This is a genomic window from Pseudomonas nabeulensis, from assembly GCF_004682045.1.
Taxonomy (GTDB): Bacteria; Pseudomonadota; Gammaproteobacteria; order Pseudomonadales; family Pseudomonadaceae; genus Aquipseudomonas; species Aquipseudomonas nabeulensis.
On sequence record NZ_QUZT01000017.1, the window covers coordinates 77,511 to 102,043 of the forward strand.

General features: G+C 55.1%; 26 protein-coding genes and 4 tRNA genes. All 30 read right to left on the bottom strand.

What is annotated here, in order from left to right; genetic code table 11:
- Positions 1 to 19: 19 nt before the first annotated feature.
- On the bottom strand, positions 20 to 286 hold the full coding sequence (gene rpsQ / locus DYL61_RS11695) for a 30S ribosomal protein S17 (RefSeq protein WP_003176419.1): 267 nt from the start codon (positions 284 to 286) through the stop codon (positions 20 to 22).
- 2 nt (positions 287 to 288) lie between these two features.
- Positions 289 to 480 (bottom strand): 50S ribosomal protein L29, encoded by a 192-nt coding sequence (gene rpmC, locus DYL61_RS11700; protein WP_002555481.1) that lies wholly within the window; start codon positions 478 to 480, stop codon positions 289 to 291.
- Complete coding sequence (rplP, locus tag DYL61_RS11705; protein WP_003176421.1) at positions 480 to 893, bottom strand: 50S ribosomal protein L16; 414 nt, start codon at positions 891 to 893, stop codon at positions 480 to 482. Before rplP ends, rpmC begins: the two co-directional genes overlap by 1 nt.
- Positions 894 to 905: 12 nt before the next feature.
- A complete protein-coding gene (gene rpsC, locus DYL61_RS11710; protein ID WP_003176422.1) occupies positions 906 to 1,592 on the bottom strand; it encodes a 30S ribosomal protein S3 in 687 nt (228 codons plus the stop codon).
- A gap of 13 nt (positions 1,593 to 1,605) precedes the next feature.
- On the bottom strand, positions 1,606 to 1,938 hold the full coding sequence (gene rplV / locus DYL61_RS11715; RefSeq protein WP_003103908.1) for a 50S ribosomal protein L22: 333 nt from the start codon (positions 1,936 to 1,938) through the stop codon (positions 1,606 to 1,608).
- 11 nt (positions 1,939 to 1,949) lie between these two features.
- On the bottom strand, positions 1,950 to 2,225 hold the full coding sequence (gene rpsS, locus DYL61_RS11720; protein ID WP_002555486.1) for a 30S ribosomal protein S19: 276 nt from the start codon (positions 2,223 to 2,225) through the stop codon (positions 1,950 to 1,952).
- A 16-nt stretch (positions 2,226 to 2,241) separates the two neighbouring features.
- Entirely contained in the window at positions 2,242 to 3,066 is an 825-nt protein-coding gene (rplB, locus tag DYL61_RS11725) for a 50S ribosomal protein L2 (protein ID WP_003186055.1), read from the bottom strand.
- Between the two features lie 14 nt (positions 3,067 to 3,080).
- On the bottom strand, positions 3,081 to 3,380 hold the full coding sequence (gene rplW, locus DYL61_RS11730; protein WP_002555488.1) for a 50S ribosomal protein L23: 300 nt from the start codon (positions 3,378 to 3,380) through the stop codon (positions 3,081 to 3,083).
- Positions 3,377 to 3,979 carry a 50S ribosomal protein L4 gene (rplD, locus tag DYL61_RS11735; RefSeq protein ID WP_003176424.1) on the bottom strand — a complete coding sequence of 201 codons (603 nt, stop codon included), beginning with the start codon at positions 3,977 to 3,979 and terminating at the stop codon, positions 3,377 to 3,379. The genes rplW and rplD overlap by 4 nt, the downstream gene beginning before the upstream one ends.
- A gap of 12 nt (positions 3,980 to 3,991) precedes the next feature.
- Entirely contained in the window at positions 3,992 to 4,627 is a 636-nt protein-coding gene (gene rplC / locus DYL61_RS11740) for a 50S ribosomal protein L3 (RefSeq protein WP_003194649.1), read from the bottom strand.
- 81 nt (positions 4,628 to 4,708) lie between these two features.
- Complete coding sequence (rpsJ, locus tag DYL61_RS11745; protein ID WP_003186070.1) at positions 4,709 to 5,020, bottom strand: 30S ribosomal protein S10; 312 nt, start codon at positions 5,018 to 5,020, stop codon at positions 4,709 to 4,711.
- A gap of 158 nt (positions 5,021 to 5,178) precedes the next feature.
- Positions 5,179 to 6,372, bottom strand: coding sequence for an elongation factor Tu (gene tuf, locus DYL61_RS11750; protein ID WP_135308435.1), 1,194 nt, complete (start codon positions 6,370 to 6,372; stop codon positions 5,179 to 5,181).
- Positions 6,373 to 6,402: 30 nt separating this feature from the next.
- Entirely contained in the window at positions 6,403 to 8,508 is a 2,106-nt protein-coding gene (gene fusA / locus DYL61_RS11755) for an elongation factor G (protein ID WP_105698428.1), read from the bottom strand.
- Positions 8,509 to 8,538: 30 nt separating this feature from the next.
- Positions 8,539 to 9,009 (bottom strand): 30S ribosomal protein S7, encoded by a 471-nt coding sequence (gene rpsG / locus DYL61_RS11760; RefSeq protein ID WP_002555493.1) that lies wholly within the window; start codon positions 9,007 to 9,009, stop codon positions 8,539 to 8,541.
- A gap of 118 nt (positions 9,010 to 9,127) precedes the next feature.
- Positions 9,128 to 9,499, bottom strand: a complete 372-nt coding sequence (gene rpsL / locus DYL61_RS11765) for a 30S ribosomal protein S12 (protein ID WP_002555494.1) — start codon at positions 9,497 to 9,499, stop codon at positions 9,128 to 9,130.
- Between the two features lie 216 nt (positions 9,500 to 9,715).
- Positions 9,716 to 13,915 (bottom strand): DNA-directed RNA polymerase subunit beta', encoded by a 4,200-nt coding sequence (gene rpoC, locus DYL61_RS11770; protein WP_105698427.1) that lies wholly within the window; start codon positions 13,913 to 13,915, stop codon positions 9,716 to 9,718.
- A 64-nt stretch (positions 13,916 to 13,979) separates the two neighbouring features.
- A complete protein-coding gene (rpoB, locus tag DYL61_RS11775; RefSeq protein WP_135308436.1) occupies positions 13,980 to 18,053 on the bottom strand; it encodes a DNA-directed RNA polymerase subunit beta in 4,074 nt (1,357 codons plus the stop codon).
- Positions 18,054 to 18,272: 219 nt separating this feature from the next.
- Positions 18,273 to 18,638, bottom strand: coding sequence for a 50S ribosomal protein L7/L12 (rplL, locus tag DYL61_RS11780; RefSeq protein WP_034109568.1), 366 nt, complete (start codon positions 18,636 to 18,638; stop codon positions 18,273 to 18,275).
- 78 nt (positions 18,639 to 18,716) lie between these two features.
- Positions 18,717 to 19,217 (bottom strand): 50S ribosomal protein L10, encoded by a 501-nt coding sequence (gene rplJ, locus DYL61_RS11785; RefSeq protein WP_016969477.1) that lies wholly within the window; start codon positions 19,215 to 19,217, stop codon positions 18,717 to 18,719.
- A gap of 200 nt (positions 19,218 to 19,417) precedes the next feature.
- The gene (rplA, locus tag DYL61_RS11790) at positions 19,418 to 20,113 is read right to left on the bottom strand and encodes a 50S ribosomal protein L1 (RefSeq protein WP_003232403.1); all 696 of its coding nucleotides are present in this window, start codon (positions 20,111 to 20,113) and stop codon (positions 19,418 to 19,420) included.
- Positions 20,113 to 20,544 carry a 50S ribosomal protein L11 gene (gene rplK / locus DYL61_RS11795; protein ID WP_003176435.1) on the bottom strand — a complete coding sequence of 144 codons (432 nt, stop codon included), beginning with the start codon at positions 20,542 to 20,544 and terminating at the stop codon, positions 20,113 to 20,115. Before rplK ends, rplA begins: the two co-directional genes overlap by 1 nt.
- Positions 20,545 to 20,661: 117 nt before the next feature.
- Positions 20,662 to 21,195, bottom strand: a complete 534-nt coding sequence (gene nusG, locus DYL61_RS11800) for a transcription termination/antitermination protein NusG (RefSeq protein WP_003176436.1) — start codon at positions 21,193 to 21,195, stop codon at positions 20,662 to 20,664.
- 9 nt (positions 21,196 to 21,204) lie between these two features.
- Positions 21,205 to 21,573, bottom strand: a complete 369-nt coding sequence (gene secE / locus DYL61_RS11805; RefSeq protein ID WP_025857211.1) for a preprotein translocase subunit SecE — start codon at positions 21,571 to 21,573, stop codon at positions 21,205 to 21,207.
- 45 nt (positions 21,574 to 21,618) lie between these two features.
- A tRNA-Trp gene (locus DYL61_RS11810) sits at positions 21,619 to 21,694 on the bottom strand.
- Between the two features lie 146 nt (positions 21,695 to 21,840).
- Positions 21,841 to 21,916: transfer RNA gene (locus DYL61_RS11815), tRNA-Thr, on the bottom strand.
- Positions 21,917 to 21,942: 26 nt separating this feature from the next.
- Positions 21,943 to 22,016, bottom strand: a tRNA-Gly gene (locus DYL61_RS11820).
- Between the two features lie 24 nt (positions 22,017 to 22,040).
- A tRNA-Tyr gene (locus DYL61_RS11825) sits at positions 22,041 to 22,125 on the bottom strand.
- A 142-nt stretch (positions 22,126 to 22,267) separates the two neighbouring features.
- Positions 22,268 to 22,714: a hypothetical protein gene (locus DYL61_RS11830; RefSeq protein ID WP_135308437.1), complete on the bottom strand. Its 447-nt coding sequence runs from the start codon at positions 22,712 to 22,714 to the stop codon at positions 22,268 to 22,270.
- 7 nt (positions 22,715 to 22,721) lie between these two features.
- Positions 22,722 to 23,471 (bottom strand): pantothenate kinase, encoded by a 750-nt coding sequence (locus DYL61_RS11835; protein ID WP_135308438.1) that lies wholly within the window; start codon positions 23,469 to 23,471, stop codon positions 22,722 to 22,724.
- Positions 23,461 to 24,420: a bifunctional biotin--[acetyl-CoA-carboxylase] ligase/biotin operon repressor BirA gene (gene birA / locus DYL61_RS11840; RefSeq protein ID WP_135308439.1), complete on the bottom strand. Its 960-nt coding sequence runs from the start codon at positions 24,418 to 24,420 to the stop codon at positions 23,461 to 23,463. Before birA ends, DYL61_RS11835 begins: the two co-directional genes overlap by 11 nt.
- Between the last annotated feature and the right edge of the window lie 113 nt (positions 24,421 to 24,533).

Genomic DNA, 24,533 nt, shown 5'->3' on the forward strand with positions numbered 1-24,533 from the left:
TTTCTCCGACCCCTAGTCCTTAGACTTCCACAGCGCGTTCGAGAACATCAACCAGGGCCCAAGACTTGGTCTTGGCCAGCGGACGAGTTTCACGAATAGTGACTTTGTCGCCGATGTGGCACTGATTGGTTTCGTCGTGCGCGTGCAGCTTAGTCGAACGCTTAACATATTTACCGTAGATCGGGTGCTTAACGCGACGCTCGATCAGTACGGTGATGGTTTTGTCCATCTTGTCGCTGACAACACGGCCAGTCAGCGTACGGACAGTCTTTTCGGCTTCAGCCATGATCACTTACCTGCCTGCTGGTTGAGCACAGTCTTCACGCGAGCGATGTCACGCTTAACTTGCGAGAGCAGATGCGACTGCCCCAACTGGCCAGTTGCTTTCTGCATGCGCAGATTGAACTGGTCGCGCAGCAAGCCGAGCAGTTGCTCGTTCAGCTGCTGTGCGGATTTTTCACGAAGTTCATTCGCTTTCATCACATCACCGTCCGTTTAACAAAGGAGGTGGCGAGCGGCAGCTTTGCAGCAGCCAGGGCGAAAGCCTCACGCGCCAGCTCTTCAGAAACACCCTCGATTTCATACAGGACTTTGCCTGGCTGAATCTGGGCTACCCAGTATTCCACGTTACCCTTACCTTTACCCATCCGCACTTCGAGAGGCTTCTTGGAGATCGGCTTGTCCGGGAATACACGGATCCAGATCTTGCCGCCACGTTTTACGTGACGGGTCAGAGCACGACGCGCTGACTCGATCTGACGAGCGGTGAGACGACCACGAGCTACAGACTTCAGCGCGAACTCGCCGAAGCTGACTTTGCTACCGCGCTGAGCCAGACCACGGTTGTGGCCTGTCATCTGCTTGCGGAACTTCGTACGCTTAGGTTGCAACATTTGGCGTACCCCTTACTTAGCAGCTTTTTTACGAGGCGCTGGTGCTTGTGGTTTCAGTTCTTCTTGGCGACCACCAATTACTTCGCCTTTGAAGATCCAAACCTTTACACCGATCACACCGTAAGTGGTGTGAGCTTCGTAGTTGGCATAGTCGATGTCGGCACGCAGGGTGTGCAGTGGCACACGACCTTCGCGATACCATTCAGTACGTGCGATTTCAGCACCGCCGAGACGACCGCTCACTTGGATTTTGATGCCTTTGGCACCAATGCGCATGGCGTTCTGTACTGCGCGCTTCATAGCGCGACGGAACATTACGCGACGCTCCAGCTGCTGAGCTACGCTCTGCGCAACCAGCATACCGTCGAGTTCCGGCTTGCGGATCTCTTCGATATTGATGTGCACAGGCACACCCATTTGCTTGGTCAGGTCCTGACGCAGTTTCTCAACATCTTCACCTTTCTTCCCGATAACGATACCTGGACGAGCGGTGTGGATGGTGATACGTGCAGTTTGGGCCGGACGATGGATATCGATACGGCTTACGGACGCGCTTTTTAGTTTGTCTTGGAGATACTCACGCACCTTCAGATCAGCGAACAAGTAGTCCGCATAAGTCCGACCGTCTGCGTACCAGACGGAGGTGTGCTCCTTGACGATTCCCAGGCGAATGCCAATGGGATGTACTTTCTGACCCATCTCTTCGACTCCGTTACTTGTCAGCAACCTTGACAGTGATATGGCAAGACCGCTTGACGATGCGATCAGCACGGCCTTTGGCACGTGGCATGATGCGCTTCAGCGAACGCCCTTCGTTGACGAAAACGGTGCTGACCTTCAGGTCATCAACGTCTGCGCCTTCGTTATGCTCGGCGTTGGCTACGGCCGACTCCAGCACTTTCTTCATGATCTCGGCGGCTTTCTTACTGCTGAAAGCCAACAGGTTGAGCGCTTCGCCCACCTTCTTCCCGCGGATCTGGTCGGCGACCAAGCGGGCTTTCTGGGCGGAGATTCGAGCGCCCGACAACTTAGCGGCTACTTCCATTTCCTAACCCCTTAACGCTTGGCTTTCTTGTCAGCCACGTGCCCACGATAAGTGCGGGTACCGGCGAACTCGCCCAGTTTGTGGCCGACCATGTCTTCGTTAACGAGAACTGGGACGTGTTGACGACCGTTGTGTACTGCGATGGTCAGACCGACCATTTGTGGCAGGATCATCGAACGACGCGACCAGGTCTTAACTGGTTTGCGATCGTTCTTTTCCGCCGCCACTTCGATCTTCTTCAGTAGGTGAAGATCAATAAAAGGACCTTTTTTCAGAGAACGTGGCACTGTCGTATCCCTCTATTTACTTGCGACGACGGACGATCATTTTGTCGGTACGCTTATTACCACGAGTCTTCGCGCCCTTAGTCGGGAAGCCCCATGGCGATACCGGATGACGACCACCAGAGGTACGACCTTCACCACCACCGTGTGGGTGGTCAACCGGGTTCATGGCAACACCACGAACGGTTGGGCGAACGCCACGCCAGCGTTTGGCACCAGCTTTACCCAGCGAACGCAGGCTGTGCTCGGAGTTCGAGACTTCGCCCAGGGTCGCACGGCATTCAGCCAGCACTTTACGCATCTCACCAGAACGCAGACGCAGGGTCACGTAGACACCTTCACGAGCGATCAGCTGAGCCGAAGCACCAGCGGAACGAGCGATTTGCGCGCCTTTACCTGGCTTCAATTCGATGCCGTGTACGGTGCTACCAACTGGAATGTTACGCAGTTGCAGAGCGTTGCCCGGCTTGATCGGTGCCAGAGCACCTGCGATCAGCTGGTCGCCAGCGCTCACGCCTTTAGGGGCGATGATGTAGCGACGCTCGCCATCTGCGTACAGCAGCAGAGCGATGTGAGCAGTACGGTTTGGATCGTATTCGATACGCTCGACAGTGGCAGCGATGCCATCTTTGTCGTTGCGACGGAAGTCGACCAGACGATAATGCTGCTTATGGCCACCACCGATGTGACGAGTGGTAATACGACCATTGTTGTTACGACCACCAGACTTCGATTTTTTCTCGAGCAGCGGTGCGTGAGGAGCGCCTTTATGCAGCTCCTGGTTGACCACCTTGACCACAAAACGGCGGCCAGGGGAAGTCGGTTTGCATTTAACGATTGCCATGATGCACCCCTTCCTTACTCAGCACTGCTGCTGAAATCGAGATCTTGGCCTGGCTGAAGGGAGATAACTGCCTTCTTCCAGTCATTACGCTTGCCCAGACCGCGAGCAGTGCGCTTGCTCTTACCCAGAACATTCAGGGTAGTAACACGCTCTACTTTCACGCTGAACAGGCTTTCGACGGCCTTCTTGATTTCCAGCTTGGTTGCGTCAGTTGCAACCTTGAAAACGAACTGGCCTTTCTTGTCAGCCAGAACCGTAGCCTTTTCGGAAACGTGCGGGCCAAGCAGAACTTTAAATACGCGTTCCTGGTTCATCCCAGCAGCTCCTCGAATTTCTTCACGGCCGACACGGTGATCAACACCTTGTCGTATGCGATCAGACTAACTGGATCGGAACCTTGCACGTCACGTACATCAACGTGTGGCAGGTTGCGAGCAGCCAGGTACAGGTTCTGATCAACAGCTTCCGACACGATCAAAACGTCGGTCAGGCTCATGTTGTTCAGTTTGCCCAGCAGATCTTTGGTTTTCGGGCTTTCAACAGCGAAGTCCTGAACCACGACCAGACGGTCAGTACGCACGAGTTCAGCAAGGATGGAGCGCAGAGCTGCGCGGTACATCTTCTTGTTGAGCTTCTGCGAGTGATCCTGCGGACGAGCTGCGAAAGTGGTACCGCCGCCACGCCAGATTGGGCTACGGATAGTACCGGCACGAGCACGGCCAGTACCTTTCTGACGCCAAGGGCGCTTACCGCCACCACGAACGTCGGAACGGGTCTTTTGCTGCTTGCTACCTTGACGGCCGCCGGCCATGTAGGCCACGACTGCTTGGTGAACCAGCGTCTCGTTGAATTCGCCGCCAAATGTCAGTTCGGAAACTTCGATCGCTTGAGCGTCATTTACATTTAATTGCATGTCAGCTTCCCCTTAACCGCGAGCCTTGGCCGCTGGACGTACAACCAGGTTGCCGCCAGTAGCGCCAGGAACAGCACCCTTGACCAACAACAGATTGCGTTCAGCGTCGACGCGCACTACTTCGAGGGACTGCACGGTCACGCGCTCAGCGCCCATATGACCGGACATTTTTTTGCCCTTGAATACACGACCAGGAGTCTGGCACTGGCCAATAGAGCCCGGGACGCGGTGGGAAACGGAGTTACCGTGAGTGTTGTCTTGGCCACGGAAATTCCAACGCTTGATCGTACCCTGGAAGCCTTTACCTTTGGACTGACCGGTTACATCAACCAGTTGACCAGCAGCGAAGATTTCAGCGTTGATCAGATCGCCAGCCTGGTAGTCGCCATCTTCAAGACGGAACTCCATAACAGTGCGACCAGCTGCAACGTTTGCTTTAGCGAAGTGACCTGCTTGAGCAGCAGTCACGCGCGAAGCACGACGCTCGCCGACAGTGACTTGCACTGCACGATAGCCATCGGTTTCTTCAGTTTTGAACTGGGTGACGCGATTCGGCTCGATCTCAATGACCGTGACCGGAATGGAGACACCTTCTTCGGTGAAAATACGGGTCATACCGCATTTACGACCGACTACACCAATAGTCATGTTGTAAACCTCATGAGTGTACGGGGCTTTCACCCGCTATGGCCGCCCATTTCAGAGCGTTACACGACTAAGACCCGAGTCTTAGCCGAGGCTGATCTGTACTTCCACACCGGCCGCCAGATCAAGCTTCATAAGTGCATCAACGGTTTTATCCGTTGGCTGGACGATGTCCAGTACGCGCTTATGAGTACGGATCTCGTACTGGTCACGCGCGTCTTTGTTGACGTGCGGGGAGACCAGAACGGTGAACCGCTCTTTACGGGTAGGCAGTGGAATTGGACCACGCACTTGAGCACCAGTACGTTTCGCGGTTTCCACGATTTCCTGGGTGGATTGGTCGATCAGGCGATGGTCAAAAGCCTTCAACCTGATACGGATTTGCTGATTTTGCATTGGATTTCAGACTCCGGCTGCTATTCCCACCGGGCGCAATGCACCCGTTAAAAGGAGGCGCAATTCTATAGACGCCCCAGATAGGTGTCAACCCAATAAAAAAGCCCCCGCTGAGCGGGGGCTTTCTCAAAACATCGAAGCTATCTCAAAAGAGATAATTACTCGATGATTTTAGCTACAACACCAGCACCAACGGTACGGCCGCCTTCACGAATAGCGAAGCGCAGACCGTCTTCCATTGCGATGGTCTTGATCAGGGTAACTTCCATTTGGATGTTATCGCCTGGCATTACCATTTCAACGCCTTCTGGCAGCTGGCAGTTACCAGTCACGTCAGTAGTACGGAAGTAGAACTGAGGACGGTAGCCTTTGAAGAACGGAGTGTGACGACCGCCTTCTTCCTTGCTCAGAACGTAAACTTCTGCGGTGAACTTGGTGTGCGGCTTAACCGAACCTGGCTTAACCAGAACCTGGCCACGCTCAACGTCGTCACGCTTGGTACCACGCAGCAGAACGCCGCAGTTCTCGCCAGCACGACCTTCGTCGAGCAGTTTGCGGAACATTTCAACACCGGTGCAGGTGGTGGTAGTGGTGTCACGCAGACCAACGATTTCCAGCGGATCTTGAACGCGAACGATACCGCGCTCGATACGACCGGTAACAACGGTACCACGACCAGAGATCGAGAATACGTCTTCGATTGGCATCAGGAACGGCTTGTCGGTCAGACGAACTGGCTCAGGGATGTAGCTATCCAGAGTTTCAACCAGTTTACGAACGGCAGTGGTGCCCATTTCGTTGTCGTCTTTACCTTCCAGAGCCATACGAGCAGAACCGATGATGATCGGAGTGTCGTCACCTGGGAAGTCGTAAGTGCTCAGCAGATCGCGCACTTCCATCTCAACCAGTTCCAGCAGCTCAGCGTCGTCTACCAGGTCAGCCTTGTTCAGGAAAACCACGATGTACGGAACGCCAACCTGACGGGACAGCAGGATGTGCTCACGAGTTTGCGGCATCGGACCATCGGCAGCCGAGCAAACCAGGATCGCGCCGTCCATCTGGGCAGCACCAGTGATCATGTTCTTCACGTAGTCAGCGTGACCTGGGCAGTCAACGTGAGCGTAGTGACGAATAGTCGAGTTGTACTCAACGTGCGCGGTGTTGATGGTGATACCACGAGCTTTTTCTTCTGGAGCGCTGTCGATCTTGTCGAAATCAACGATTGCAGAACCGAAAACTTCGGAGCAAACGCGAGTCAGAGCTGCGGTCAGAGTGGTTTTACCGTGGTCAACGTGGCCGATAGTGCCAACGTTTACGTGCGGTAGGGAACGATCAAATTTTTCTTTAGCCACGACAATTAACTCCTTGCCTAAAGGACTGAATCAGCCTTGTTTTTTGGATACAGTTTCAGCGATGTGCGCCGGAGCTGTGTTGTATTTTTTGAATTCCATAGAGTAGCTTGCGCGACCCTGGGACATGGAGCGAACGTCGGTCGCATAACCGAACATCTCACCCAGCGGAACCTCGGCGCGAATCACTTTGCCGGAAACCGTGTCTTCCATACCCAAGATCATGCCGCGACGACGGTTAAGGTCGCCCATGACATCACCCATATAGTCTTCAGGTGTAACAACTTCTACCGCCATGATTGGCTCAAGCAACTCACCACCGCCCTTCTGGGCCAGCTGCTTGGTTGCCATGGAGGCAGCCACCTTAAACGCCATCTCGTTGGAGTCGACGTCGTGGTAAGAACCGTCAAAAACGGTTGCTTTCAGGCCGATCAGCGGATAGCCGGCAACAACACCGTTCTTCATCTGCTCTTCGATGCCCTTCTGGATAGCCGGGATGTATTCCTTAGGAACCACACCACCAACTACTTCGTTCACGAATTGCAGACCTTCCTGACCTTCGTCAGCAGGAGCAAAACGGATCCAGCAGTGACCGAACTGACCACGACCGCCGGACTGACGAACGAACTTGCCTTCGATTTCACAGTTCTTCGTGATGCGCTCACGATAGGAAACCTGAGGCTTACCGATGTTGGCTTCGACGTTGAACTCACGGCGCATCCGGTCAACCAGGATGTCCAGGTGCAGCTCGCCCATGCCGGAGATGATCGTCTGACCAGTCTCTTCATCAGTTTTAACGCGGAAAGATGGATCTTCCTGAGCAAGCTTGCCCAGAGCGATACCCATTTTTTCCTGGTCATCCTTGGTTTTAGGCTCAACGGCAACCGAAATAACCGGCTCCGGGAAGTCCATGCGAACCAGGATGATTGGCTTGGCAGCGTCGCACAAGGTTTCACCAGTGGTGACGTCCTTCATGCCGATCAGGGCCGCGATGTCACCAGCGCGAACTTCCTTGATCTCTTCACGGGCGTTTGCGTGCATTTGCACCATACGACCCACGCGCTCTTTCTTGCCTTTAACCGAGTTGATCACGCCGTCGCCGGATGCCAACACGCCCGAGTAAACACGGACGAAGGTCAAGGTACCCACGAATGGGTCAGTAGCGATCTTGAACGCCAGAGCCGAGAACGGCTCGTTGTCGTCTGCATGACGCTCCATCTCTTCTTCCTCGTTATCAGGGTTGGAACCCTTGATAGCAGGAATGTCGGTTGGAGCAGGCAGGAAGTCGATAACGGCGTCGAGAACCAGGGGAACACCCTTGTTCTTGAACGAAGAACCGCAAACAGCCAGGACGATTTCGCCAGCGATAGTACGCTGACGCAGAGCGGCCTTGATTTCCACGTTGGTGAGCTCTTCACCTTCGAGGTACTTGTTCATCAGCTCTTCGCTGGCTTCGGCAGCAGCCTCAACCATGTTGTTGCGCCACTCGTCAGCCAGTTCCTGAAGCTCTTCAGGGATAGGCTTACGAACAGGAACCATACCCTTATCGGAATCGTTCCAGTAAACAGCTTCCATGTTGATCAGATCGATCTGACCCTGGAAGTTGTCTTCGGAACCGATAGCCAATTGGATTGGCACCGGGGTGTGACCCAGACGCTGCTTGATCTGACCGATCACGCGCAGGAAGTTGGCGCCAGCACGGTCCATCTTGTTTACGTAAACAAGACGTGGAACGCCGTACTTGTTGGCTTGACGCCATACGGTTTCCGACTGAGGCTCAACACCCGAGGTACCGCAGAACACAACGACCGCGCCGTCGAGTACGCGCAGGGAACGCTCAACTTCAATGGTGAAGTCAACGTGGCCCGGGGTATCGATTACGTTGAAGCGATGCTCGTCTTTGTACTGCTTCTCGGAACCTTTCCAGAAGGCGGTAATAGCAGCAGAAGTAATGGTAATACCACGCTCCTGCTCCTGAACCATCCAGTCTGTGGTCGCGGCGCCGTCATGCACCTCGCCCATTTTGTGACTTTTGCCGGTGTAAAACAGTACGCGCTCGGTGGTGGTGGTTTTACCAGCATCCACGTGAGCAACGATACCGATGTTACGGTAGCGGCTAATCGGAGTAGTACGAGCCATAAAGCCCTCGCAAAATTAGTGAAGCTAAAATTAGAAGCGGTAGTGCGAGAAAGCTTTGTTAGCTTCAGCCATACGGTGCACGTCTTCACGCTTCTTAACAGCAGCACCTTTGCCTTCAGCAGCGTCCAACAGTTCGCCAGCCAAACGCAGAGCCATAGACTTCTCGCCGCGCTTACGGGCGAAGTCTACCAACCAGCGCATTGCCAGAGCGTTACGACGGGACGGACGAACTTCAACCGGAACCTGGTAAGTAGCACCGCCTACACGGCGCGACTTCACTTCGACCAGCGGAGCGATGGCGTCGAGAGCTTTCTCGAAGATTTCCAGGGGGTCGCTGTTCTTGCGTTCTTTAACCTTTTCCAGCGCGCCATAAACGATACGCTCGGCAACGGCTTTCTTGCCGCTTTCCATCACGTGGTTCATGAACTTGGCCAGGATTTGGCTTCCGTATTTTGGATCGTCAAGCACTTCGCGCTTGGCTGCTACGCGTCTTCTTGGCATGGATAAGCCCTCAAACGGTCTTCAGGTTCGCTCGGAATCGGTGCCCTTTCGGGACGCCTCCGACCTTACTCTTATCGACTCAGAAAATAAGATGATTCAGTTTTACAAAAAGCCGCTACTACTTAGGCTTCTTGGTACCGTACTTCGAACGACCCTGGTTACGACCCTTAACGCCGGAAGTATCCAAGGAGCCGCGTACGGTGTGGTAACGAACACCTGGCAAGTCTTTTACACGACCGCCGCGGATCAGTACCACGCTGTGCTCTTGCAGGTTGTGACCTTCACCACCGATGTACGAGGAAACCTCGAAACCGTTGGTCAGGCGCACACGGCATACTTTACGCAGTGCCGAGTTAGGTTTTTTCGGCGTGGTGGTATACACACGGGTGCATACGCCACGACGTTGCGGGCAGTTCTGCAGCGCAGGTACGTCGGATTTCTCGACGATACGCTTACGCGGCTGACGTACCAGCTGGTTGATAGTTGCCATCTACTAGCTCCACTGTTGTCTTGCGACGCTATTGTCTTGCAAGAAAAGCAAAATGGCAGGAACGAATTCCCGCCAAATTTAGGGGTACAAGAGTCTAAAGAGGATCTTGTCCCCAGTCAAGGCAAGGCCCCGACCTCCCCACTCATCGAACCGGGGCAAAATTGCCTCGTTCCGACGAATGGGGCTGCCAGGGCCCAGTCCTATTTATCGCAGAACTCAGTTACCGCTTGAGTTCAGCGCTTCGGTCAGTGCAGCTTCCACTTCACTGGCGCTTACGCGCAACGGCTTGTCAGCATCACGGCGGCGCTTGCGCTCGCTGTGGTAAGCCAAACCGGTACCCGCCGGGATCAAACGACCCACGACTACGTTTTCTTTCAGGCCGCGCAGGTAATCGCGCTTGCCGGTTACCGCCGCTTCGGTCAGTACGCGGGTGGTCTCCTGGAAGGAGGCCGCCGAGATGAACGACTCAGTGGACAACGACGCCTTGGTGATACCCAGCAGCACGCGAGTGAACTTGGACACGAATTTGTCTTCGTTCGTCAGGCGCTCGTTTTCTACCAGTACGTGAGTCAATTCCATCTGGTCGCCCTTGATGAAACTGGAATCGCCGGACTCAGCGATTTCAACTTTACGCAGCATCTGACGCAGGATGGTCTCGATGTGCTTATCGTTGATCTTCACGCCTTGCAGGCGGTAAACGTCCTGGATCTCGTTAACGATGTACTTGGCCAGCGCACTCACACCCAGCAGACGCAGGATGTCGTGTGGATCGCTCGGGCCGTCGGAGATAACTTCGCCGCGGTTTACCTGTTCGCCTTCGAAGACGTTCAGGTGACGCCACTTCGGAATCAGCTCTTCGTACGGATCGGTACCGTCGTTCGGGGTAATGACCAGACGGCGCTTGCCCTTGGTCTCTTTACCGAACGCGATGGTGCCGCTGACTTCAGCCAGAATCGACGCTTCTTTCGGACGACGAGCTTCGAACAAGTCGGCAACACGCGGCAGACCACCGGTGATGTCACGAGTTTTCGAAGTTTCTTGCGGGATACGCGCGATAACATCACCGATCGCGATCTTCGCACCGTCCGCTACACCGACCAGGGCGTTGGCTGGCAGGAAGTACTGAGCGATTACGTCAGTGCCTGGCAGCAACAGATCCTTGCCGTTGTCATCGACCATCTTCACGGCAGGACGGATGTCTTTACCGGCAGCTGGACGATCTTTCGCGTCGAGTACTTCAATGTTGGTCATACCGGTCAATTCGTCAGTCTGACGCTTGATCGTGATGCCTTCTTCCATGCCCACGTAGGTCACGGTACCTTTCATTTCGGTAACGATTGGGTGAGTGTGCGGATCCCACTTGGCCACGATTGCGCCAGCGTCGACCTTGTCACCTTCTTTAACCGAAATCACAGCACCGTACGGCAGCTTGTAACGCTCACGCTCACGACCGTAGTCATCAGCGATTGCCAGCTCACCGGAACGGGACACAGCAACCAGGTGGCCATCCACTCGCTCAACGTGTTTCAGGTTGTGCAGACGGACAGTACCGCCATTCTTCACCTGAACGCTGTCGGCTGCAGAGGTCCGGCTTGCCGCACCACCGATGTGGAACGTACGCATGGTCAGCTGGGTACCCGGCTCACCGATGGACTGGGCAGCGATAACGCCGACCGCTTCACCGATGTTCACCTGGTGACCACGAGCCAAGTCACGGCCGTAGCACTTGGCGCAAATGCCGTAGCGGGTTTCGCAGCTGATCGGCGAGCGAACAATCACTTCGTCGATGCTGTTGAGTTCAATGAACTCGACCCACTTTTCGTCTACCAGGGTGCCGGCAGGAACGATAACTTCCTCGGTACCTGGCTTGAATACGTCACGGGCAATAACACGGCCCAATACGCGCTCACCCAACGGCTCTACAACGTCACCGCCTTCAATGTGCGGCGTCATCAGCAGGCCGTGCTCGGTGCCGCAATCGATCTCGGTTACAACCAGATCTTGTGCAACGTCTACCAGACGACGCGTCAGGTAACCGGAGTTAGCGGTTTTCAACGCGGTATCCGCAAGACCCTTACGAGCACCGTGAGTGGAGATGAAGTACTGAAGTACGCTCAAACCTTCACGGAAGTTCGCAGTGATCGGCGTTTCGATGATGGAGCCGTCCGGCTTGGCCATCAGGCCACGCATACCGGCGAGCTGACGGATCTGCGCAGCAGAACCCCGTGCGCCCGAGTCGGCCATCATGTACATCGAGTTGAAGGACTCTTGGTCAACTTCGTCGCCGTGACGGTCGATGACTTTCTCTTTCGAGAGGTTGGCCATCATCGCCTTGGAAACTTCGTCGTTCGCCTTGGACCAAAGGTCGATTACCTTGTTGTACTTCTCGCCCTGGGTTACCAGACCGGAGGCATACTGGCTTTCGATCTCTTTCACTTCGTCGGTAGCGGCACCGATGATGCGGGCCTTTTCATCCGGGATAACGAAGTCGTTAACGCCGATGGAAACGCCGGAAATGGTCGAATAAGCAAAACCGGTGTACATCAACTGGTCAGCGAAGATCACGGTCTCTTTCAAACCAACCACGCGGTAGCACTGGTTGATCAGCTTGGAGATCGCCTTTTTCTTCATCGGCAGGTTGACGACGTCGTACGACAGACCTTTTGGCACAACTTGATACAACAGCGCACGGCCGACAGTGGTGTCGACGATACGGGTGTTGGTCACGCTGCCGCCGTCACGGTCGTTGACGGTTTCGTTGATCCGCACTTTGACCTTGGCGTGCAGTGCGGCTTCGCCAGCACGGAACACACGGTCGACTTCTTGCAGGTCAGCGAACACACGACCTTCGCCTTTGGCGTTGATCGCTTCACGGGTCATGTAGTACAGACCCAATACAACGTCCTGCGACGGAACGATGATTGGCTCACCGTTGGCTGGCGACAGAATGTTGTTGGTCGACATCATCAACGCACGCGCTTCCAACTGGGCTTCCAGTGTCAGCGGTACGTGCACGGCCATCTGGTCGCCGTCGAAGTCGGCGTTGTACGCAGCACAGACCAGAGGGTGCAGCTGGATAGCTTTACCTTCGATCAGTACCGGTTCAAACGCCTGGATACCCAGACGGTGAAGGGTCGGCGCACGGTTGAGGAGAACCGGGTGTTCGCGGATCACTTCAGCGAGAACGTCCCAAACCTCTGGCAGTTCGCGCTCGACCATTTTCTTGGCCGCTTTGATGGTGGTCGCGAGACCGCGCATTTCCAGCTTGCCGAAGATGAACGGCTTGAACAGCTCAAGTGCCATCTTCTTAGGCAGACCGCACTGGTGCAGACGCAGGGTCGGGCCTACGGTAATTACCGAACGACCGGAGTAGTCAACACGCTTACCGAGCAAGTTCTGACGGAAACGACCTTGCTTACCCTTGATCATGTCAGCCAAGGATTTCAGAGGACGCTTGTTGGAACCGGTGATAGCGCGGCCACGACGACCGTTGTCGAGCAAGGCATCGACAGCTTCCTGCAACATACGCTTTTCGTTGCGCACGATGATGTCCGGCGCGGACAGATCGAGCAGGCGCTTCAAGCGGTTGTTACGGTTGATCACGCGGCGGTACAGGTCGTTGAGGTCGGACGTCGCGAAACGACCACCGTCCAACGGTACCAGCGGACGCAGGTCTGGCGGCAGAACCGGCAGAACGGTCAGCACCATCCACTCTGGCAAGTTGCCGGAACCCTGGAAGGCTTCCATCAACTTCAGACGCTTGGACAGCTTCTTGATCTTGGTTTCGGAGTTGGTTTGCGGAATTTCTTCACGCAGGCGGCCAATCTCGTGTTCCAGGTCGATAGCGTGCAGCAGTTCGCGGACAGCTTCGGCACCCATGCGGGCATCGAAATCGTCGCCGAACTCTTCCAGCGCTTCGAAGTACTGCTCGTCGTTCAGCAGCTGACCTTTTTCAAGGGTGGTCATGCCTGGATCGATAACGACATAGCTCTCGAAATAGAGAACGCGTTCGATATCACGCAGGGTCATATCCATCAGCAAGCCGATACGGGACGGCAGCGATTTCAGGAACCAGATGTGGGCAACCGGCGAAGCCAGTTCGATGTGCGCCATGCGCTCACGACGAACCTTGGCCAGTGCAACTTCAACGCCGCACTTCTCGCAGATCACACCACGGTGCTTCAAGCGCTTGTACTTACCGCACAGGCACTCGTAATCCTTTACCGGGCCAAAGATCTTGGCGCAGAACAGGCCGTCACGCTCAGGTTTGAACGTACGGTAGTTAATGGTTTCCGGCTTTTTAACTTCACCGAACGACCACGAACGGATCATCTCAGGCGATGCCAATCCAATACGGATGGCGTCGAACTCTTCGACTTGACCCTGGTTTTTCAGCAAATTCAGTAGGTCTTTCAAGGCCTTTCCTCCTGGCGGAGCAGAGAGCGGGCATCACTGCCCCGCTCTCGATTCGCGTCACGTGTTATTCGGTTTCCAGATCGATATCGATGCCGAGGGAACGAATTTCTTTGATCAACACGTTGAAGGACTCGGGCATGCCCGGCTCCATACGGTGATCGCCGTCCACGATGTTTTTGTACATCTTGGTCCGACCGTTCACATCGTCCGACTTCACTGTGAGCATTTCTTGCAGAGTGTAAGCAGCACCGTATGCTTCCAGTGCCCAGACCTCCATCTCCCCGAAACGCTGACCACCGAACTGAGCCTTACCACCCAGCGGCTGCTGGGTAACCAGGCTGTACGAACCGGTAGAACGAGCGTGCATCTTGTCGTCTACCAAGTGGTTCAGCTTCAGCATGTACATGTAGCCAACAGTAACCGGGCGCTCGAACTTGTTGCCTGTACGGCCGTCGAACAGCTGCATCTGGCCGCTGTCCGGCAGGTCTGCCAGTCGCAGCATCGCCTTGATTTCGCTTTCCTTGGCACCGTCGAATACCGGGGTAGCCATTGGAACGCCGCCGCGCAGGTTCTTCGCCAGATCCAGGATTTCCTGGTCGGAGAAGGTGTCCAGCTCTTCGTTGCGACCGCCGATCTCGTTGTAGATCTCGTGCAGGAACTTACGCAGGTCTGCGACCTTGCGCTGTTCTTCGATCATACGGTTGATCTTCTCGCCCAGACCTTTAGCCGCGAGGCCCAGGTGGGTTTCAAGGATCTGACCAACGTTCATACGCGAAGGTACGCCCAACGGGTTGAGGACGACGTCGACCGGGGTGCCATTGGCATCGTGCGGCATGTCTTCAACCGGCATGATCACGGAGACCACACCTTTGTTACCGTGACGACCGGCCATCTTGTCGCCCGGTTGGATGCGACGACGGATTGCCAGGTAAACCTTGACGATTTTCAGCACGCCTGGAGCCAGGTCATCGCCCTGCTGCAGTTTGCGCTTCTTGTCTTCGAACTTGTCGTCCAGCAGACGGCGGCGATCAACGATGTAGGCCTGGGCCTTCTCGAGCTGCTCGTTCAGAGCATCTTCAGCCATGCGCAGTTTGAACCACTGGCCGTGCTCAAGACCGTCGAGGACTTCGTCGGTGATGTCCTGACCTTTCTTCAGACCCGCGCCGCCTTCAGCCTTGTGGCCTACCAGGGCGGAACGCAGACGTTCGAAGGTCGCGCCTTCAACGATACGGAACTCTTCGTTCAGGTCCTTGCGGATCTCGTCGAGCTGGGTCTTCTCAATGGACAGTGCACGAGCATCACGCTCAACGCCGTCACGGGTGAAGACCTGTACGTCGATGACAGTACCCTTGGTGCCGGTAGGCACGCGCAGGGAAGTGTCTTTAACGTCGCTGGCTTTTTCACCGAAGATCGCACGCAGCAGTTTTTCTTCCGGAGTCAGCTGGGTCTCGCCTTTCGGAGTGACCTTACCTACCAGGATGTCGCCTGCGCCGACTTCAGCACCTACGTAAACGATACCGGCTTCGTCCAGCTTGTTCAGTGCAGCTTCACCCACGTTCGGGATGTCTGCAGTGATCTCCTCTGGCCCCAGCTTGGTGTCACGTGCCACACAGGTCAGTTCCTGGATGTGGATCGTGGTGAAGCGGTCTTCTTGAACTACACGCTCGGACAGGCAGATGGAGTCTTCGAAGTTGAAGCCGTTCCACGCCATGAACGCGATGCGCATGTTCTGACCCAGAGCCAGTTCACCCATATCGGTGGACGGACCGTCGGCCATGATGTCGCTGCGCTGAACGCGATCACCCTTGCTCACCAGCGGACGCTGGTTGATGCAGGTGTTCTGGTTCGAGCGGGTGTATTTGGTCAGGTTGTAGATGTCGACACCGGCTTCGCCAGTTTCAACTTCGTCATCGGCAACACGAACCACGATACGGCTGGCATCAACGGAGTCGATCACGCCGCCACGACGAGCCACGACGCAAACGCCGGAGTCACGCGCTACGTTACGCTCCATGCCAGTACCTACCAGCGGCTTGTCAGCACGCAGGGTGGGTACAGCTTGACGCTGCATGTTGGAACCCATCAACGCACGGTTGGCGTCGTCGTGCTCCAGGAACGGGATCAGCGACGCTGCAACCGAAACTACCTGCTTCGGCGATACGTCCATCAAGGTGACGTCTTCCGGCGCCTTGACGGTGAACTCGTTCAAGTGACGAACAGCTACCAGCTCGTCGATCAGCACTTTCTTGTCGCTCATCGTGGCCGAAGCCTGGGCGATCACGTGATCAGCTTCTTCGATGGCGGACAGGAACACGATCTCGTCAGTGACCAAAGCGTCTTTCACCACACGGTACGGGCTCTCGAGGAAGCCGTACTGGTTGGTGCGCGCATAGGCGGCCAGGGAGTTGATCAGACCGATGTTCGGACCTTCCGGCGTTTCGATCGGGCAAACACGACCGTAGTGCGTCGGGTGTACGTCACGAACTTCAAAGCCTGCACGCTCACGGGTCAGACCGCCCGGGCCCAGTGCAGATACACGGCGCTTGTGGGTGATCTCGGAGAGCGGGTTGTTCTGGTCCATGAACTGGGACAGTTGGCTGGAACCGAAGAACTCTTTCACCGCCGCAGCCACTGGCTTGGCGTTGATCAAATCTTGCGGCATCAAGCCTTCGCTTTCAGCCATCGACAGACGCTCTTTGACCGCACGCTCAACACGCACCAGGCCAACGCGGAACTGGTTCTCGGCCATTTCGCCTACGCAGCGAACACGACGGTTACCCAGGTGGTCGATGTCATCGACGATGCCTTTACCGTTACGGATGTCGACCAGGGTCTTCAGTACCGCGACGATGTCTTCCTTGCACAGCACGCCCGAACCTTCGATTTCGGTACGACCGATACGACGGTTGAACTTCATCCGGCCGACCGCAGACAGGTCGTAGCGCTCAGGGCTGAAGAACAGGTTGTTGAACAGGGTTTCGGCAGCGTCTTTGGTTGGTGGCTCACCAGGACGCATCATCCGATAGATCTCGACCAGCGCTTCCAATTGGTTGCTGGTGGAGTCGATCTTCAATGTGTCGGAGATGAACGGACCGCAGTCGATGTCGTTGGTGTACAGGGTCTCGATGCGAACAACCTGAGCCTTGGCGATTTTGGCCAGGATCTCGGTGTTCAGCTCGGTGTTGCACTCAGCCAGGATTTCGCCTGTAGCCGGGTGAACGATAACCTTGGCGGTCGTGCGGCCCAGGACGTAGTCCAGAGGCACTTCCAGCTCTTTGATACCGGCTTTTTCGATCTGGTTGATGTGGCGCGCAGTGATACGACGACCAGCTTCAACAATGACCTTGCCTTTTTCATCCTGGATGTCCAGGACAGCAATTTCACCACGCAGACGCGAAGCAATCAGCTCCAGCTTGAGGGTTTCATCCTTCAGGCTGAACACGTTGGTGGTGTAGAAGGCGTCCAGCACTTGCTCAGTGGTATAGCCGAGCGCGCGCAGCAGTACCGAGGCCGGCAGCTTGCGACGACGGTCGATACGCACGAACACGCAGTCTTTCGGGTCGAACTCAAAGTCCAACCACGAACCGCGGTACGGAATGATCCGCGCGGAGTACAGGAGTTTACCGGAGCTGTGCGTCTTGCCGCGGTCGTGGTCGAAGAACACGCCCGGGGAACGGTGCAGCTGGGAAACGATTACACGCTCGGTACCGTTGATAACGAAGGTACCGTTTTCAGTCATCAGTGGGATTTCGCCCATGTAGACTTCTTGCTCTTTGATGTCCTTGATCGCTTTGTTCGACGATTCTTTGTCGAAAATGATCAGGCGGACTTTTACCCGCAAAGGTACGGCGTACGTAACACCGCGCAACACGCATTCTTTGACATCAAATGCCGGTTCGCCCAGGCGATAACCCACGTACTCCAGCGCAGCATTGCCGGAGTAGCTGATGATCGGGAAAACGGATTTGAAGGCCGCATGCAGGCCCACGTCGCGGAACTGATCTTTGGTCGCTCCCGCCTGCAAGAATTCACGATACGAATCCAGCTGGATAGCCAGAAGGTACGGGACATCCATGACGTCCGGCAACTTGCTAAAGTCCTTGCGGATACGTTTTTTCTCAGTATATGAGTAAGCCATCAGCGTTCCCCAGCTTGGTCACCTGCTTGTTTGGCCCCTCCGACGGGAGCAGCCAGAAAATCTCGCAAACCCCATGGTTTGCACCACCGCTTCGGGTGGCTACAGCGCGTTAATGGCGGCGACCGAGTCGACAGCCAAGAACGGAAAAAGGCCGGTGGCAAGAGCCACCAGCCATCAGCCTTCAGCTTAACGCTTGGGCTGGAGACGCAAGGTCGATGCTTACTTCAGCTCGACTTTAGCGCCTGCTTCTTCCAGAGTTGCTTTGGCTTTGTCAGCTGCGTCTTTGGCAACAGCTTCCAGAACCAGGGCAGGAGCGCCGTCAACTACAGCCTTGGCTTCTTTCAGGCCCAGACCGGTCAGTTCACGTACTGCCTTGATCACGTTTACTTTCTTCTCGCCAGCTTCGGTCAGCATGACGTTGAATTCGGTTTGCTCTTCAACAACGGCAGCAGCAGCAGCTGGGCCAGCGGAAGCAGCGGCAGCGGAAACGCCGAATTTTTCTTCGAAAGCTTTGATCAGCTCAACAACCTGCAGAACCGACATTTCAGCTACGGCGTTGAGGATATCGTCTTGGGAGATAGACATTGCTGTATTTCCTGAATTGGGGGACGGCCTACTCGGCCATCGAAATAAACAAAAATACGCGAGAGGAGTCGCTCAGCCTTAGGCTGCGGCGGCTTCTTTTTGCTCGCGAACTGCGGCCAGAGTACGAGCCAGCTTGCTGGTAGCGCCTTGAATCACGCTCATCAGCTGCGAAATGGCTTCGTCGCGGGTCGGCAGTGTTGCCAGTACGTCGATTTGGTTAGCTGCGAGGAACTTGCCCTCGAACGCAGCTGCCTTGATCTCGAACTTATCCTGACTCTTGGCGAATTCTTTGAACAAACGGGCAGCAGCGCCTGGATGTTCTTTGGAGAACGCGATCAGAGTCGGGCCGGTGAACACGTCGTTGAGGACACTGTATTCAGTGTCAGCAACAGCGCGCTTGAGCAGGGTGTTACGTACAACACGTACGTATACGCCAGCTTCACGAGCCTCTTTACGGAGTCCGGTCATAGCGCCTACTGTCACACCACGGGCATCAGCCACGACAGCGGACAGAGCAGCTTTGGCAGCCTCGTTGACTTCAGCGACGATGGCCTTCTTGTCTTCGAGATTAATTGCCACGGGTTTAACTCCTGCTTGTTACCGTTTCATCTGGCCGGAGCCGGATGTCGTTTTGGTGTCTGATTCGGTAAGGAACCGGGAGCACCATCTGCGTAGGCTTGTGGTTTAAGACTTGCGCCGCCTACGGTCTTGGATAGCCCCCGCCAGGCAGGGACCCCAATTTTTTTCGATTGACGCAATCACTTGCGCCAACCTGTGTCTTATACGTCCAGCGAGCCTTGGTCGATGACCAGACCTGGGCCCATAGTGGTGCTCAGGGTAACGCGCTTAACGTAGATACCTTTCGAAGAAGCAGGCTTGATACGCTTCAGATCAGCGATCAGGGCTTCAACGTTTTCCTTCAGCTTGACGGCATCAAAGCCGACTTTACCAACGGAGGTGTGGATGATGCCGTTTTTGTCGGTGCGATAACGAACCTGACCAGCCTTGGCGTTTTTAACCGCGGTAGCTACGTCTGGAGTTACGGTGCCGACTTTCGGGTTAGGCATCAGGCCGCGCGGGCCCAGGATCTGACCCAGTTGACCTACAACGCGCATTGCATCCGGGGAGGCAATAACTACGTCATAGTTCAGGTCGCCGCCTTTCATTTCCGCAGCTAGGTCGTCCATACCAACGCGGTCAGCGCCGGCGGCCAGAGCAGCTTCAGCTGCCGGACCTTGGGTGAAGACAGCTACACGTACAGTCTTGCCAGTACCGTGTGGCAGCACAGTAGCGCTACGAACGACCTGGTCGGATTTACGTGGGTCAACGCCCAGGTTTACAGCAACGTCAACGGACTCGCTGAACTTGACAGTCGACAGCTCGGTCAGCAGGGCAGCAGCGTCTACAAAGTTGTAGGCCTTGCCTGCTTCGATTTTGCCGGCGATAGCCTTTTGGCGCTTGGTCAGCTTAGCCATTACACACCCTCCACGTTAAGGCCCATGCTACGAGCAGAACCGGCGATGGTACGCACGGCTGCATCCATATCAGCTGCAGTCAGATCCGCGTTTTTGGTTTTCGCGATTTCTTCCAGCTGAGCACGAGTTACAGTGCCGACTTTAACGGTGTTAGGACGAGCGGAACCGCTAGTCAGACCAGCAGCCTTCTTCAGCAGAACCGAAGCCGGGGTCGACTTGGTTTCGAAAGTGAAGCTACGGTCGCTGTATACAGTGATGATCACTGGAGTCGGCAGACCTGGCTCAAGACCCTGAGTACGGGCGTTGAAAGCCTTGCAGAATTCCATGATGTTCACGCCGTGCTGACCCAGAGCTGGACCGACAGGTGGGCTTGGGTTGGCCTGAGCGGCCTTCACTTGCAGCTTGATGTAAGCGGTAATCTTCTTGGCCATGAGGCACTCCAATTACGGGTTCAAACGCCTCGAGAGGCTCCCCGGTTACTTGCGCGTTTATCCCAGTGACGACAAAACCCCACAGCCTAAGGCTGCGGGGTTGGGATGCTTGATCAGCTAGACCTTCTCGACCTGGCTGAACTCCAACTCTACCGGAGTAGAGCGACCGAAAATGAGCACTGCCACTTGGATCCGGCTCTTTTCGTAGTTAACTTCTTCGACAGTGCCGTTAAAATCAGCAAACGGACCATCTGTAACACGAACAACCTCACCCGGCTCGAACAACGTCTTCGGCTTAGGCTTGTCACTACCATCAGCAACACGACGCAGAATTGCTTCTGCTTCTTTATCAGTGATGGGAGCAGGCTTATCAGCGGTACCGCCGATGAAGCCCATGACACGAGGAGTGTCCTTGACCAAGTGCCAAGTACCTTCATTCATGTCCATCTGAACCAGCACATAGCCTGGAAAGAACTTACGTTCACTCTTGCGCTTCTGGCCATTCCGCATTTCAACCACTTCTTCAGTGGGAACCAGAATTTCGCCGAAGCCATCTTCCATGCCTGCCAGCTTCACGCGCTCCAGCAAAGAGCGCATAACATGCTTCTCGTAACCCGAGTAAGCATGCACAACGTACCAACGCTTAGCCACGGAACACCCTTAGCCAACAATCAAGGAAACAAGCCAGCCGAGCAGGGAATCTAGCCCCCACAACAGCAACGCCATAACCAGAACAACAGCCACAACAATCAACGTGGTCTGCGTAGTTTCTTGGCGAGTCGGCCAAACGACTTTACGAATTTCTGTGCGAGCTTCCTTTACCAGAACCGCGAAAGACTTGCCCTTGGCAGTCTGCAAACCTACAAAGGCAGCCACAGCAGCAAGGACAAGCAATGCGAGTACGCGGTACAGGATCGGCGAAGCAGAGTAGTACTGATTGCCAACAACGCCTACGACCACCAAGGCGACTACTGCGAGCCACTTGACCAGATCGAAACGAGAGCTTTGAGCTTCAGCCTTAGGAGTCATCTATGAAGATCCTGTGAAAAGAAAGCCAGACACACCACGTGAATCTGGCAGGTCAGGAGGGAATCGAACCCCCAACCTACGGTTTTGGAGACCGTCGCTCTGCCAATTGAGCTACTGACCTAAAACAAAATCAGGCCGACCATTATGCAGACCTGAAAAAGACTTTACAACAACCAACCCCAAGAGACTTGAAAACACCTATCAACATCATCAAGCCGAGGCAGCTGTTAAAACAAAGGCAGATATTCTCATATCTGCCTTGTTATATGGAGCTCTTGAGCGGATTTGAACCGCTGACCTCACCCTTACCAAGGGTGTGCTCTACCAACTGAGCTACAAGAGCAAAACACTTTGCACAACCTGCAAACTTGGAGCGGGTAGCGGGAATCGAACCCGCATCATCAGCTTGGAAGGCTGAGGTTCTACCACTAAACTATACCCGCGGAGCTTGCAGCTCACGCTAAAAATGGTGGAGGGGGAAGGATTCGAACCTTCGAAGTCGTAGACGTCAGATTTACAGTCTGATCCCTTTGGCCGCTCGGGAACCCCTCCTAAGCGAGCCGGCATTTTACATCACGCCGACCTTCTGTCAAGCATTTTCTCATTTAAATTATGAGGTTAGCTGCATTGACCGTTGCTTCACACTGTCGACCTGTTCGGTCATCACTGCGGAGCGGGCGCCATTCTATGCAAACTATTCGAGACTTGCAACGCCTTCGCACAACATTATTTTATGTTTTAACTCATTGAATTCCTTAGCAAGGTTTTCAAAGGGCAGATCGTCTGCCAAGCGCCGGCTACCGGGATCAACACGAAGCCAATAGCCTGTCGCCTCAGGAGTGCTTAGAAATTGGACTTTGACCTTTATATCCAGGCTGATCAGCCGCTGCTCGACGGACTGCGCCTGATGCTGATCTGCAAAGCCGCCAATGTACAGACACATGGCCTGGACCTCTGAAGCCTTTGCACGCTCCCTTCGAGCAACCGCGTCTGACGACTCACTTAGAAGCCGAATATCTTGCTGAGCTCCCTTGTAGAGACTCAACGGCGTGACATCTTTCGCTCGCAACGGAGCCTCTTGCTGATGCCATACGTAGTAGAAGGCGTTGAGAACGAGCAAAAGCAGAAACAGCCAACGCATAAGAACCTCAAGACAAAGGGCAGGCCATCGCCAGACCAACGAAAACCAGATCAGGCACAAGTCGGGCCTGCGGTATTGCATCCGAGACCAAATCAGCATCCCCACCGGTAAGGAACACAGTGAAATTATCTCCCCAATAGCTCCGCGCCAATTCAAGCTGAGTCAGCACAAAGCCCCTAAGCATCAGCATGCAACCCCGCTCCACCGCCTCTACCGTCGTATGACCAGGAGAAAGATGCTCCAGCGCCCTCTCAGCCGCCGCGTCGTCGTAGCGAATCTTTCGCGTATGCGTTCGTAGCTGATTGCGCATCAGCGGCATACCCGGGCAAATGAAGCCCCCCAGATGCTCGCCATCCGCAGCAACAAAATCGGCTGTTGCAGCGGTACCGAAGTCCAATACCAGGCAAGCACCAGAGGCCAATTTGAACCCACCCAGCATCGCTAGCCAGCGATCAAGACCAAGGCGTTCGAAATCGTCGTAGCCGTTACGTACGCCTGCGACCTCTCGAGCAGAAGCAGCACAGCAGACAACCACATCAAAGGCGCTCACCAGGGCATTGACCAACTTGTCAGTTTCTTCCAGAGCTCTGACACTCACTAACCTGCAACGCGTCAGCAGCAAGCCAGGGAGAGCAGACAAACTATCAATCAACGCAACATCTGAGCCGACGATACCTTCTGCGCGGACCTCTGCCAGACCCGATTCAAGCACCCGCCACTTGATAAAGCTGTTTCCACAGTCGAGCTCAAGAATCATCACGCAACCTCAGGCTTAGCTCGCCGCCGCTGAATATTTTCTCAACACCATCAACACTCAAACGCAAAGCGCCCTGGCAATCCACACCGAGCACCTCACCATCAATTTGGCTAGCGCCCGCAATAAGCGATGCGGCTCGCCCTTGCCACAAATGATTCTGCTCCCACTCACCCTGTAGAGCCGCAAACCCAGACTCTTTATGGCGCTCCAAGTAGCCTTGCAGCTGCACACCCAACTGCGCGACCAAGTGATTCCGGTCTACAGCAGACCCCGTCTCGAGCCACACCGAAGTCCATTGCTGATCGACCTCATCAGCCTTTTGCATATTTACGTTAATACCGATACCGATCACTACATGGCAGATGTCTGCTGGATCACCGACCAGCTCGAGCAAGATACCCGCAATCTTCCGATCAGCCACTAGGACGTCGTTGGGCCACTTCAAGCCAGCCCCCTGGACACCCAACTCACGAAGCGCCTGCATGACGGCTAGCCCCACCACGAGGCTCAACCCTTCTAACTGCCGCAAACCGCCCTCGATACGCAATACAAGGCTGTAATACACGTTCTGCGCGAAGGGACTTACCCATTTACGGCCGCGCCGACCTCTTCCAGCCGTTTGCTGCTCCGCAACCACTAGAAATGGCGCAGCGCAGCCCGCGTCGACAAGACGCAGGGCTTCCGCATTTGTGGAATCAATCGTATCGAAGACACGCACAGGCCATGGCAAGGAGGAGGCCTCCAAGGCGATAGCCTCATCACTCAAAAACACCAATGGCGAAGCCAACTGATAACCCTTGCCACGAACTTTATGAATAGGCAGATTCAATTCAGCCTCGAGATGCTGGAGCTGCTTCCAAACCGCGCTGCGGCTTACGCCCAGGGCAGCGCCAAGCGCTTCTCCAGAGTGGAATCGACCGTCTTTCAAGAGTTTCAACAACGTCAGCATGCAGGTATCGCCTCACAATGAGGCAGGCATGATAGCCATGCGAAAGGCCATTGCATAGAAATGGCCAGACTTTAGCGCCGAGGGATCTTTGCAGCTTCCTAGACTTTTCGACC